The following is a 12,300-nucleotide window of genomic DNA, read 5'->3' as shown; positions in this document are numbered from 1 at the left end:
CGCATGCAGAACTACAAGAAATTCCTCCTGGCCGCTGCCGCCACCCTGGTGTTCTCGGCCAACGCCATGGCCGCCGAAAAGCTGAAAATGGGCATCGAAGCGGCCTACCCGCCCTTCAACAACAAGGATGCCAGCGGCCAGGTCGTAGGCTTCGACAAGGACATCGGCGACGCCCTGTGCGCCAAGATGAAGGTCGAATGCGAAGTGGTCACCTCCGACTGGGACGGCATCATCCCGGCCCTGAACGCCAAGAAGTTCGACTTCCTGATCTCGTCGCTGTCGATCACCGACGAGCGCAAGCAGGCCGTTGACTTCACCGACCCGTACTACTCCAACAAGCAGCAGTTCATCGCCCCGAAAAACGTCGACTTCAAGACCGACCGCGCCTCGCTCAAGGGCAAGACCATCGGCACCCAGCGCGCCACCCAGGCCGCAACCTGGCTGGACGACAACGGCGGCATGGACGGCGACTTCAAGGTCAACCTGTACGACGGCCAGGAAAACGCCTACCTGGACCTGACCTCCGGCCGCCTGGACGCCATCCTGGCCGACAAGTACGCCAACTACGACTGGCTCAAGTCCGATGCCGGCAAGAACTACGAGTTCAAGGGCGACCCGGTCAACGAGAGCGACAAGGTCGGCATTGCCGTGCGCAAGGGTGACACCCAGCTGCGCGACAGGCTGAACGCCGCCCTCAAGGAAATCGTTGCCGACGGCACCTACAAGAAGATCAACGACAAGTACTTCCCTTTCAGCATCTATTGATTCGCCCGACCGGCACCGCCCCTGCGGCGGTGCCCGTCCCTGAACAAGCCTGCCCATGAATATTGATCTCTACGGATTCGGTCCGGCCCTGGCGGCTGGCACCCTGATGACCGTGCAACTGGCGCTGTCGGCCCTGTGCCTGGGGCTGGTGCTGGGGTTGCTCGGCGCCCTGGCCAAGACCTCGCCGTACAAGCCGCTGCAGTGGCTTGGCGGTTTCTACTCGACCCTGGTGCGCGGCGTGCCCGAGCTGCTGTGGGTGTTGCTGATCTACTTCGGCACCGTCAGCCTGATGAGCAAGCTGGGCGACCTCCTGAATATTCCCGGCCTTGAGCTGAGCGCCTTTTCTGCCGGCGTGATCGCTCTGGGCCTGTGCTTCGGTGCCTATGCCACCGAAGTGTTCCGTGGCGCGATCCTGGCCATCCCCAAGGGCCACCGCGAAGCGGGCCTGGCCCTGGGGCTATCCAAGGCGCGGATCTTCTCGCGGCTGATCCTGCCGCAGATGTGGCGCATCGCCCTGCCCGGCCTGGGCAACCTGTTCATGATCCTGATGAAGGACACCGCGCTGGTGTCGGTGATCGGCCTTGAAGAGATCATGCGCCACTCACAGGTGGCCGTGACCGTCACCAAGCAGCCGTTCACCTTCTACATGGTGGCGGCAATCATCTACCTGGGCCTGACCATCCTTGCGATGATCGGCATGCACTTCCTGGAAAAACGCGCCGCACGCGGCTTCGCGAGGGCCAACCAATGAACTGGGAAGTGATCATCAAGTGGCTGCCACGCCTGGCCCAGGGCGCGACCCTGACCCTGGAGCTGGTGGCCATCGCGGTCATCGCCGGGCTGATCCTGGCCATCCCGCTGGGCATCGCCCGCTCCTCGCGCCACTGGTATGTGCGCGCGCTGCCGTATGGCTACATCTTCTTCTTCCGTGGCACGCCGCTGCTGGTGCAGCTGTTTCTGGTGTACTACGGCATGGCGCAGTTCGAGATCGTGCGCAACAGCGCCCTGTGGCCGTACCTGCGCGATCCGTTCTGGTGCACCGTGCTGACCATGACCCTGCACACCGCCGCCTACATCGCCGAGATCCTGCGGGGCGCGCTGCAGGCCATCCCGCGCGGGGAGATCGAGGCGGCGCGGGCGCTGGGCATGTCCCGGGCCAAGGCGCTGTTCTACATCATGCTGCCGCGCGCGGCGCGCATCGGCCTGCCGGCCTACAGCAACGAAGTGATCCTGATGCTCAAGGCCAGCGCCCTGGCCAGTACCGTGACCCTGCTGGAACTGACCGGCATGGCACGCACGATCATCGCGCGCACCTACCTGCCGGTGGAGATCTTCTTTGCCGCCGGCCTGTTCTACCTGCTGATCTCGTTCCTGCTGGTGCAGGGCTTCAAGGTGCTCGAGCGCTGGTTGCGGGTCGATGCCTGCCAGGGCCGCTGAGTTACTGCAGGGCGAGCCACTGCATAGCCGCTTCCAGGCCCTTAACAGCTTTTTGCTGGAGCACCAGGGCCTGTGGCGGCCGCGGCCGTTTACCCAGCTGCACCTGCCGTGGGAGCGCGAGCACCCCGCCCTGAGCCACTGGCTGCGCCAGCGGCCGCTGAGCGAGGCCGACACCCCGCCTGAACATGCCCCCGCACCTTATCCACAGCTGGCCGCGCAGTGCCAGGCGCTGTCGGCGGTGGGCGAGTTATCCACAATCGAGCTGGCCACTGCCAACCCGCGCCTGAACGTGGACGTGCCAGGGCGCAAATGGCAGCAGATCGAGGCCTTTGCCGGGCGCCTTGATTTTGCCCGCCAGCCCACGCACTGGCTGGACTGGTGTGCGGGCAAGGGGCACCTGGGCCGGCGCCTGCTGGGCCCGGCGCAGCAACTGACCTGCCTGGAATACGACCCCGCGCTGGTGTTGGCCGGCGAACAGCTCAGCCAGCACCATCACCTGCCTGCGGAGCATCGCCTGCAGGACGTGATGGCCGCCGATGCTGCCACCCAGCTGGGCAGCCAGCACACCGCCGTTGCGCTGCATGCCTGCGGCGACCTGCACGTGCGCCTGATGCAACTGGCCAGCGCTGGCGGCTGCCGTCAGCTGGCGATTGCGCCGTGCTGCTACAACCGTATCAGCGCAGCGCACTACCAAGCGTTATCCACAGCCGCTCAAGCTTCGACGTTGAGCCTGTCGGTCGACGACCTGGGCCTGCCGCTGAGCGAAACCGTCACCGCCGGCAACCGCGTGCGCCGCCAGCGTGACGCGTCGATGGCGCGGCGCCTGGGCTTCGATCTGCTGCAGCGCGAGGTTCGCGGCTGCGACAGCTACCTGCCCACCCCTTCGCTGCCCAGCCACTGGCTGCACAAGCCCTTCGCGCAGTACTGCCAGGACCTGGCCGAACTCAAGGGGCTGCAGGTGACGGGTGCGCCCGACTGGGCGGCACTGGAACAGGCTGGCTGGGCGCGACTGGCCCGGGTGCGCAACCTTGAACAGGTGCGCAACCTGTTCCGCCGCCCATTGGAGCTGTGGCTGGTGTTGGATCGCGCACTGTACCTGGGCGAACAGGGCTTCGAGGTGCGCCTGGGCAGCTTCTGCCCCTACCCTCTCACGCCTCGGAATCTGATGCTTTTGGCAGAGCGCGGTTGACGTGCAAACCTGTGGATAAGTCTGTGCGCAACATTTTGATGAATCGCTGAAAAAGCCGCCCGACAAGGGCTGGCGACAGCTGGTCATTTTTTGTTCATCTTCTAAACCTGAGCAAAAACAGCCATTTGCGCAAAGACGAACGGGCTGGCCACTGGCGATGCACTACGCGCCGAGTTGGCATGCAGCTTGTGCATAAGCATTTTCGCGAATGGCTCTAAGGGCTGCGATCAGGCCAGTTTCAGCAGGCCCATGCCGCCCAGCAGAAGCAGCAGGCCAAGCCAGCCGCGGCCGGCCAGGCGCTGGCCGAACAGGGCCCAGCCCATGGCCACGGTGGCAAGAATGCCGAAGCCGCCCCAGATGGCGTAGGCCATCGACAGGGGGATGTCCTTGACCGCCTGGGCCAGCGCCGTGAAGGCAGCCAGCACGCAGACGATCGACGCCGCCGCGACCCAGCGCTTGCGCAGGCCGTCGGAGTACTTGAGCAGCAGGTTGGCGAGCACTTCGAGCACGATTGCCAGTGCCAGCCAGGCAAAGGGGATCACTTGCAGGCTCAGCATGGCAGGGCCTCCCCGGTGGTTTCACGGCGGGCGCTGCGGGTACCGGACTTGATCAGCAGGATACCCGCGATCATCACGCCCAGGCCCAGGGCCTTGAGCAGGCCGATGCTTTCACCCAGCCAGGTGACGCTGACCACGGTGATCAGCACGATGCCGATGCCTTCCCACAGGGCGTAGGCCACACCCAGCGGCACGCGCTTCACGGCGAGCGCGAGGAAGCCGTAGGACAGGCCGATCATGGCGTACATGAGGGCGTGACCGAGAATCGGCGAATGATCGGCGGCGAATTTCATCGACGTGGTACCGATCACTTCGGCCACGATGGCGATGAACAGATAGATCCAGGAACGCATGGTGCCCTCCCATGGGCATTACGAAAAACGCGAGGGGCTGACGGGGGCGTCAGCGAAAAAGCCGGGGTTTGGGAGGGTGGCGCTAGAGGTCGCCGGTCCAGTGACGTTCACGGGAAACCAGGCGGGAGGTGAGGAGCGGCAACGCTTGAGTGTTCAACATAATGCACAACAAATTAGCTGAGCGCATTGTGTAAGTCAAATCGATAGAGAATGCCTAATGAATTTTGCTGCGGATCATTCGTTATTTGGTGAAAGCCCCTGAAAGGTGGCTGCAAGGCGCGTAAATTATAATTACCAAATCCGGCGTAGCCTGTAAGGCCCAATCGCGGGTCAAGCCCGCTCCCACAAGGTTGGCGGCGACCCCTGTGGGAGCGGGCCTGACCCGCGAAGGCCGCAACGCTGACCCCGCCCCCCCTGCGAGTCAAATCGCCACACCACCTCATCTCACATCAATTAATTATTGTACTGCAATAATTTTTGCTCAATAATCCGCCCCGTTCAAACCAGACCAAGGAAAAACCATGAACAGCAAAACAGTGGCCTACGCACGCTCGCGTCTGCGTGCAATCGGTGCCTTTGCGGCGTTGCTGGCGTGGGGTACGGCGCTGGCCGAATTTGGCTGCAATGCCTGGTTCTGGCTTTTCGACCGGCACGACGTGCTGGCCGCCTACCTGCAAAGCTTCGCCGACCAGATGCCCCTGCTGGTGGCGCCGGGCTTCCAGCCCAGTGCCCTGGCCCAGGCACTGGTCATCACCCTGGACATGATCCCGGCCAGCCTGTCGGTACTGGCCCTGTACCTCACCGGCCTGTTCTTCATCCGCCTGTCACGCGGGCAGACGTGGACGGCCTCCAACATCAAGCTGCTGTGGTGGGTGGGCCTGCTGTGCATCGGCCTGCCGTTGCTGTGGCCGGTGATCGCCACCTTGCAGGGCCTGGCCTTCTGCATCGACCTGCCGCCAGGCGAAAGGAGCTTCAGCGTGGGGATCGGTGTATCATCCGCGGCGGTTTACGAGATCATGAAGGGCATATTGCTGTGTGCCTTCTCCCTCCTCATGCGTGACGCCAAGACCATCAGCGATGAACACAACTGTTATGTCTAGCCTAGCCCCATGCCGATAATCATCAGGCTCGACGTCGTGATGGCCCGGAACAAGATCCGTTCCAAGGACCTGGCCGAGATTATTGGCATTACCGAAGCTAACTTATCGTTGCTGAAGAACGGCAAGATCAAGGGTTTCAAGATCGAGACCCTGGAGAAGCTGTGTCGCGCGCTGAAGTGCCAGCCGGGAGACCTGCTGGAATTCAGCGAGGACTGAACAAGGAACACCCTCTCGTGAGCATCACCTTTCACTGGCGCGCAGCGCTGCTGCTGGCCGCCGGCCTGCTGGGCGGCTGTGGGCCGAGCTACACCTATCGCTATTCGCCACCGCCGAGCCAGCACGGCATGCAGTGCATCAGCGCGTGCTCGCAGCAGCGCAACTACTGCGGGCAAATGGCACGCATGCAGGACAACGCCAACCAGGCCCTGTACCAGTCCGAGATGCGCAGTTACCAGTACTGCCAGCAGGGCAAGAGCAAGAAGGATGCGCGGCGCAGTTGCTATTACCCGAGCTACCCCTACAGCGCGGGCCTGTCGAGTGATTGCGGGCGCGAGTACGACCAGTGCTACCAGGGTTGTGGCGGCACGATTCACCGGATATTGAACAAGGACTGACGGCTTGCGGGCCGCATGATGCAATCGGGAAAACACAAATGACCATGAACACCTTCAACACCATCGCCCTGGTGGCCTTTGCCCTGCTGCTGGGTGGCTGCGCCGGCGGGCACGCCAGCCGCGGCGACAGCCTTGCGGGCTGGGACATGCCGCAGATGCAGGTGCTGGGCGACAATGGCCTGCCGGCGCAGCCGCATCGCTACGTGAAATGCGGCAAGCGTGGCTGCCATGAACAGAAGCCGATGCTGTTCGACCCCGCCAAGGCCGAACCGACGGCCGAAAGCCTGCATCGCGGGTGGTAGTAGAAGGGCTGCAGGCCACGTGAACCGTGGCCTTGCGCAAGATTGAGCGGAAGTGGTTTACAGAACCAAACCGATCGCTATAATAGCGCCCCTATGCCGGTATAGCTCAGTTGGTAGAGCAACTGACTTGTAATCAGTAGGTCCCGGGTTCGACTCCTGGTGCCGGCACCATATAAGACGAAGCCCTCGCAGAAATGCGAGGGCTTTGTTGTTTTGGGGTGGTTGTTTTTTCCTGCTACGTATACGTAACAAAGCGTCCATCCAATAACATCCCTTTACAGCTTTGACTCACCAGCGGTTGTCCTTGCTCGCCCTCCCGGCTAACCTTCCCCCGTCGCTGCCAAATCAGCGACCGGGCGTAGGAACCCGAATCAGTCAAGGTGCGACAGCGCCAACCAACCAGTGCAGGCGCTTTTTTTGTGTCTGCGCTAGCGTTCAATGGTGGCTGTGCGCGGGACACCTTCGGGTGTGCCGGGTGCCTTGACTCCCGGTATTCCTACCCCGCGTACAGCCGCCACCCAATCCCGTAGGAAGGACGGTTGCGGCTCCCATCAGTCAAGGAGCTAGACAATGCAGACTGCATCCCACACCTCCCCCGGAGGTGCCCATGCCTGACCTTCATACCCTCACTACTCCCGGCCTTACGACCTTTGCCGGCCAGGGCGAGCAGGCGTTATTTCGGGTTAATGCCGGTGTACCGATCAGCGAGGCGTTGGCCCACGTTTCCGATCTGTTGCACCTGGCCAAGCGACTGGCCGAGGATGCCACGCAAGAGCGCGATACAGGCCGGCATGCCTGGGCTTCGCATTACTTGCAAGAGATGAGCAAGGCTGTGGTTGATGATGTGCTGGTTGCATTGGGCGCCTAGGGCTGGCGCAACTTAGTAAAGCCTATGCCTTCAATCTGAATGATCCGATTGTTCACGCGGCCCATCCAAACCGGGCTGCAAGCGTTGATAGCAAACCAACCGCTTAGCCACTTGCTTGTACCCGTCTCTTTTCTTCGGGAAGAGACGGGCGCTCACACTTCTGCAGCCCCGATCGTATATGGCTTTGCGGCCAGTCCCCCTCATGACAATCGGCGCGACAATCGCCGATGTCACCAGCAACAGCCATGCAGATGATGGTACCGCAGACCAGGGAATGGACTGCACCTGACTGACAGTCAGGCATGCCCCGGTCATGGCATTGCTGCGTTCACCCGGCTCAGGATCTTCAGGCGCTGGTCTCGTCAGCCAGTGCTGCCTCCACCCGCCCACCGGTAACGGTGTTTAGGAGGACAGATCATGAGACGCCCTTGCTCCCGGACGTAAGGAGCCGCCAGTCCCGCGTAGAGGACATTCCCCACAGGTCGCAGGGGCCTTGATCCCTGATAACACTCAACATCCTTGGCGGGATGACGTTGGGCGAGGATCGGAGATCGGAAAATGAGGTGGCCGACATGGCATTGGTGGGTAAACGCGATGGCCGCAATTTCGGTTACGGCAGGCAATTGAGCTACGCAGGGCCGCAGGCGCTGAAAGACATGTTCGGCGGCGGCCACTACGGCACGGTGAAGGCACACTGTGATCGGTGGCAGGCATTCGTGAAGTGGTGCCGCTCCGAACAAGGGCCAGGTATCAATGATGCGCGGCAGATTGATCGGAAGGTATTGGCGGACTATGCGGCGTATCTGCGCTATGCGGTTGAGTGCGGTGACCTCGCCATCAGCACCGCACAAAACCGCCTATCCAGCGTTAACAGAACCATGGCGGCGCTTCGCGGTGATCAGTGCATGAAATTGCCCAGTCCGAGCAAGGCGTTGGGAATGCAGCGCACCGGAGTTCGACAATCGGTGCCGCAGGGCCAAGACCGCGAACAGGTTAAACAGATCGTTGATGCGCTTTGCAGTCGTCATCAGTTACGAGCCGCTGCAATCGTCCTCTTGGCGCGAGCCACCGGCATGCGCTTGCGTGAGGCTATCTTGGCTGACCTGCCACGGCTAAGTCGTGAGGCTAGAGAGCTTGGCAGGATTAACATTCAGGATGGCACCAAGGGCGGCCGCGCCGGTGCCTCGGCACCGCGTTGGATTACGGTGGACGATCATGTTCGCGAGGCGCTTGGGTTTGCACGGCAGGTGTCGCCCGAGGGTAGTCGCAATCTGATTGCGCCACACGAAAGCTACCTCAATCTTCTACAACAAATCATCCGCCCAACGCGGGAGATCCTGCATGCACATAACCTCAAAGGCTTCCATGAGCTACGAGCGGCATACGCTTGTGAGCGCTATGAGCAAATCACCCAACACCCTGCGCCCATCAACGGCGGCCTATGTTGCCAGGCAGATAGGAACCTAGATCGTGAGGCCCGGAGACAAATCAGCTATGAGCTGGGACACGGTCGATTCGATGTGATCGCTTCCTACATCGGGGGAATGGCATGAGTAAGCCATTCGATATGGAAACATTCTTGGCTGGCGTGCTGACCGGTTCGCATGCCACACGGCAGCGTCATCTACGACAGGCGAAAACTATCCAAGCTGAAATATCAGAACGCTGGAATCGAGACACACCCTGGGGGTGGAAGCGAAAGCATGTGGCTTGGTTCCTCAATTATCGCCTCAGCCAGCACAGTGAGGCGACGCGGTACTACTACTTGCTGACGGTACGGCTGCTCGCATATCGTTTAGAAAAGTCATGGGCTTTCAACCTATGATCTAGGATCTAATTTTCTTGCTCGCTAGCTACACCGACCGAAGCAATGTGTCTTTCACACTGCGGGAGACGACGCACCTACCCTCGAAATGACGATCCATCAGAGATTGTCTGGCTCGGGTAGTCTGCCATTCAGGAAGCTGGTATAGAACGTTGAGGTCCTAATGAAGGATCTCGGTAAAAAATCCTCAGGGGGGGAGAACGATGGAAACGTTCCACAATCCGGATCGGTTTATGTCCGATCTACGGCAAGTGCTATCTCAGGGAAGAAAGCGTATCGGGATTCTTGTCGGCGCAGGAGCTCCCCTCGCGATTCGTGTTAACGAGAAGAATGAAATAGACCCTAAAGGCAAGTCGCTAATCCCGGGTGTTGAAGCACTGACTTCGCAAGCTACCACTGGGCTTACAGAGACGCAGACATTGGCGGTTAATTCGATAAAGGAAAGCCTAGGCAGCAATGCCAACATCGAATCTATTCTTTCCCACATTCGTTTGCTAGAACAGGCCTTGGGAAAGACTGTAGTTCAAGGACTAGACTCTAATGGTTATAAAGATCTCGGCAGAGATATTTGCAAGAATATTGCAAAAATCGTAGGGGTTTATTTACCAAAAGAACGGAATGCCTACTCTGACTTGATCGCCTGGATAACGGGAACGGTCCGCACAAACTCTGTAGAAATATTCACCACAAACTACGACTTTTTGTTTGAGGAAGCATTTGAGAGAGTTCGGAGCCCCTACTTCGACGGATTTTCAGGCGGTGGCAAACCGTTTTTCGATCCGGTTTCAGTCGCTGGTGATGACTTGCCTCCACGATGGGCAAAGCTTTGGAAAATGCATGGATCTCTCGGTTGGGCATTGGAGGACGGAGCCGTCGTCCGTGGACATGGCAGGGAAGCAGCCGAGCTAGTCTATCCAGACCACTTAAAGTATGACCTAACGCAAAAACAGCCCTACTCAGCACTTTTTGAAAGGCTTAAGCGCTTTTTACTAACCCCAGACTCCTTGTTACTTACAATAGGGTTTTCCTTTAGGGACGCTCATATATGTGCAGTTCTTGATGAAAGCTTGGCGATGAACGCAAACTCGGCAGTTTTGGCTTTCCAGTACCAAAATCTCGTAAATGAAGAACCCGCTGTTAAGTTAGCAAGCGACAGGCCAAACCTTAGTGTCTACGCAGCTGACGGGGCTGTGATAGGAGGTGTACCTGGAAAATGGCGTCCAGGTGAGCTCCCAAAAAACTGGGGAAGTATACGTGAAAGCTTTTGGGCACCACGTTGGCCGAAAGAGCCTGATCTGTTCTTGCTGGGAGACTTCTCAGCATTTGCACGTTTTTGCGCATTAGCTCAGGCTACTGACTTGGTAGTCCAGTCTCTTAAAAGAGACGAACCAGAAGCCCCAAAAGAAGAAGTTGAAAGCTCCGACTTCAGTAGTGGCAAATCAGAGGACTCTAATGGATGAGTGGCAATGATCCTACCTATCTAGGTGTCGTCAGCGCCGTATCTGGCGCTACTCTTACTGTTAAGCTCGCAGAGTCTCTAGACTCAGGATTTGCTGTCATCAGAGGTCATACATATCGGGTAGGGCAAGTAGGAAGCTTTGTCAGAATCCCTCAAGGCTACCAAGACCTATTTGGTATCGTCTCTGAGGTTGGCGCGACTGCGGCACCGGTACAGTCTATTGCATCAGGCATCGATTCAGGGAGGTGGATGACGGTCCAGTTGGCCGGTGAAACCATTGGGGGACAGTTCGAAAGGGGTTTAAGCCAGCACCCGAACATAAATGACTCTGTACATTTGGTAACCGAAGCCGACTTGAGGAGAATATACGGATCAGTTGGCGATGACCAAGTGGTTATAGGCCACCTAGCTAGCGCTGAGAATATTGAGGTGCGGCTATCTTTGGACGCCCTAGTAACGCGTCACTCTGCCATACTTGGTTCAACAGGAGCAGGGAAATCCACAACAGTTGCAAGTCTTTTAAGGTCAATAATTCGAAAAGATCAAGTAGCGGGTTCTCCAGGTGCACGTATCCTCATGCTCGACATCCATGGGGAATACACAAAAGCGCTTGAGGATGTGGCGACAGTTTTTAGTGCTACACCTGGTCAAGGCCAAGAGTCACTGTTCGTTCCTTATTGGGCCTTAGAGGCTGGAGAGCTTCTCGACTTCGTTACCGGCGGGCTTTCCGACGCCCATGAAATTGCATTTACGGATAAGATTGCGGAGTTAAAGGAAAAGGCGATTAGGGCGCATCCCAAAGCAGGCGTTGACTCAAGAACATTGACAGTGGACAGCCCTGTACCATTCAGCCTGAAGCAGCTCTGGTACGAGTTGATCGATTTTGAAACAACTACCTACATCGGCGCGAATCGTGATGAGCCTGCTTTAGATGAGGCTGGCGCCGCAGATACTCTTATAGCACCAAAATATCAACCTCACGCTATGGGTACCAAGGGTCCATTTACCAATACAGCGGCAAAGGGAATCCGTAGGCCGCTGAATCTGCTTCGATCCCGCTTGCTAGATCGACGCTTTGACTTCTTACTTCATCCAGGAGATTGGGAGCCAGAGCTCACCGGCGCGGTAAAGAATGACCTCGACCAATTGCTGAAGGGCTGGCTTGGCCACGATAAACAAATCACGATATTAGACTTATCGGGAGTTCCAAGCACTGTCCTCACACGCCTTATCGGCTCTATTCTACGCATTGTTTATGAAGCCCTTTTTTGGAGCCGGGAAAAATCAGAAGGCGGCGTAGAGCGCCCTCTCCTAGTAGTAATGGAGGAGGCTCATCGCTACTTGGGTCCTGACGCCGGAACAGTAGCTTCAGAAGTAGTAAAGCGTATTGCTAAAGAAGGCCGAAAATACGGTGTTGGAGCGATGGTTGTTTCTCAACGCCCAGCAGAGGTTGATGAAACAGTTCTATCGCAATGCGGCACGATTATCGCACTCCGTCTGTCTAACCCTGTAGACCGAGCACGTGTGAAGGGGACCTTACCGGATAATTTAGCCGGTCTGATGGATTTGCTGCCAGTCTTAAGAACAGGAGAAGCAATTATCACGGGTGAAGCAGCACGCCTTCCTATTCGCTGCCGAATTGCATTACCTCGCCAAGAACATTTACCTCGTAGCAATGATCCGAAGGTGACTCACGCTTGGGCTAGGCGGCGCTCAGCAGAGGGATATGATCGAGTTGTTGCGTCATGGCGTAGTCAGCAAACTACAGCAGTTGTCCAAAAGCTTGATATAACCCGTTCCCCCATAGAAAACGATTCTGAGGAAGGCTGAA

Annotated in this window: 15 protein-coding genes and 1 tRNA gene; 14 read left to right on the top strand and 2 right to left on the bottom strand. The window is 58.4% G+C overall.

The window, feature by feature from the left end:
* Positions 1 to 3 precede the first annotated feature (3 nt).
* The 4 genes from DN387_RS06795 to DN387_RS06780 are packed head-to-tail and all read left to right on the top strand — an operon-like array spanning position 4 to position 3,391.
* The gene (locus tag DN387_RS06795; RefSeq protein ID WP_043862218.1) at positions 4 to 765 is read left to right on the top strand and encodes an ABC transporter substrate-binding protein; all 762 of its coding nucleotides are present in this window, start codon (positions 4 to 6) and stop codon (positions 763 to 765) included.
* A gap of 55 nt (positions 766 to 820) precedes the next feature.
* On the top strand, positions 821 to 1,516 hold the full coding sequence (locus DN387_RS06790) for an ABC transporter permease (protein WP_054915792.1): 696 nt from the start codon (positions 821 to 823) through the stop codon (positions 1,514 to 1,516).
* Positions 1,513 to 2,202 carry an ABC transporter permease gene (locus DN387_RS06785; protein WP_043862220.1) on the top strand — a complete coding sequence of 230 codons (690 nt, stop codon included), beginning with the start codon at positions 1,513 to 1,515 and terminating at the stop codon, positions 2,200 to 2,202. Before DN387_RS06790 ends, DN387_RS06785 begins: the two co-directional genes overlap by 4 nt.
* The gene (locus DN387_RS06780; protein WP_054915793.1) at positions 2,183 to 3,391 is read left to right on the top strand and encodes a methyltransferase; all 1,209 of its coding nucleotides are present in this window, start codon (positions 2,183 to 2,185) and stop codon (positions 3,389 to 3,391) included. The genes DN387_RS06785 and DN387_RS06780 overlap by 20 nt, the downstream gene beginning before the upstream one ends.
* A gap of 227 nt (positions 3,392 to 3,618) precedes the next feature.
* Here DN387_RS06780 and mdtI read toward each other — a convergent pair whose 3' ends face one another.
* Both mdtI and DN387_RS06770 read right to left on the bottom strand, forming a co-directional pair.
* Positions 3,619 to 3,948 (bottom strand): multidrug/spermidine efflux SMR transporter subunit MdtI, encoded by a 330-nt coding sequence (gene mdtI / locus DN387_RS06775; protein WP_043862222.1) that lies wholly within the window; start codon positions 3,946 to 3,948, stop codon positions 3,619 to 3,621.
* A complete protein-coding gene (locus DN387_RS06770; protein ID WP_043862223.1) occupies positions 3,942 to 4,301 on the bottom strand; it encodes a multidrug/spermidine efflux SMR transporter subunit MdtJ in 360 nt (119 codons plus the stop codon). Before DN387_RS06770 ends, mdtI begins: the two co-directional genes overlap by 7 nt.
* Before the next feature lie 521 nt (positions 4,302 to 4,822).
* On the opposite strand from DN387_RS06770, the gene DN387_RS06765 reads away from it, so the two are divergent.
* The 10 genes from DN387_RS06765 (at position 4,823) to DN387_RS06720 (ending at position 12,299) form a co-directional block, all read left to right on the top strand.
* On the top strand, positions 4,823 to 5,401 hold the full coding sequence (locus DN387_RS06765) for a hypothetical protein (protein ID WP_054915794.1): 579 nt from the start codon (positions 4,823 to 4,825) through the stop codon (positions 5,399 to 5,401).
* A 9-nt stretch (positions 5,402 to 5,410) separates the two neighbouring features.
* Positions 5,411 to 5,617 carry a helix-turn-helix transcriptional regulator gene (locus DN387_RS06760; protein WP_043862225.1) on the top strand — a complete coding sequence of 69 codons (207 nt, stop codon included), beginning with the start codon at positions 5,411 to 5,413 and terminating at the stop codon, positions 5,615 to 5,617.
* 17 nt (positions 5,618 to 5,634) lie between these two features.
* Positions 5,635 to 6,015: a hypothetical protein gene (locus DN387_RS06755; protein ID WP_054915795.1), complete on the top strand. Its 381-nt coding sequence runs from the start codon at positions 5,635 to 5,637 to the stop codon at positions 6,013 to 6,015.
* A gap of 38 nt (positions 6,016 to 6,053) precedes the next feature.
* A complete protein-coding gene (locus tag DN387_RS06750; RefSeq protein ID WP_054915796.1) occupies positions 6,054 to 6,317 on the top strand; it encodes a hypothetical protein in 264 nt (87 codons plus the stop codon).
* Between the two features lie 95 nt (positions 6,318 to 6,412).
* Positions 6,413 to 6,488 (top strand) — tRNA-Thr (locus tag DN387_RS06745).
* Between the two features lie 436 nt (positions 6,489 to 6,924).
* On the top strand, positions 6,925 to 7,185 hold the full coding sequence (locus DN387_RS06740) for a DUF3077 domain-containing protein (RefSeq protein ID WP_054915797.1): 261 nt from the start codon (positions 6,925 to 6,927) through the stop codon (positions 7,183 to 7,185).
* A 572-nt stretch (positions 7,186 to 7,757) separates the two neighbouring features.
* Positions 7,758 to 8,738: an integrase domain-containing protein gene (locus DN387_RS06735; RefSeq protein ID WP_054915802.1), complete on the top strand. Its 981-nt coding sequence runs from the start codon at positions 7,758 to 7,760 to the stop codon at positions 8,736 to 8,738.
* The gene (locus tag DN387_RS06730; RefSeq protein ID WP_082405762.1) at positions 8,735 to 9,010 is read left to right on the top strand and encodes a hypothetical protein; all 276 of its coding nucleotides are present in this window, start codon (positions 8,735 to 8,737) and stop codon (positions 9,008 to 9,010) included. The genes DN387_RS06735 and DN387_RS06730 overlap by 4 nt, the downstream gene beginning before the upstream one ends.
* Positions 9,011 to 9,243: 233 nt before the next feature.
* Complete coding sequence (locus DN387_RS06725; protein ID WP_218186783.1) at positions 9,244 to 10,470, top strand: SIR2 family protein; 1,227 nt, start codon at positions 9,244 to 9,246, stop codon at positions 10,468 to 10,470.
* Complete coding sequence (locus DN387_RS06720; protein WP_082405764.1) at positions 10,467 to 12,299, top strand: ATP-binding protein; 1,833 nt, start codon at positions 10,467 to 10,469, stop codon at positions 12,297 to 12,299. The genes DN387_RS06725 and DN387_RS06720 overlap by 4 nt, the downstream gene beginning before the upstream one ends.
* Position 12,300 lies beyond the last annotated feature (1 nt).

The organism is Pseudomonas sp. FBF18 (genome assembly GCF_024261405.1).
Classification (GTDB): Bacteria; Pseudomonadota; Gammaproteobacteria; order Pseudomonadales; family Pseudomonadaceae; genus Aquipseudomonas; species Aquipseudomonas palmensis.
This window is presented reverse-complemented; position numbering and strand designations above follow the sequence as displayed.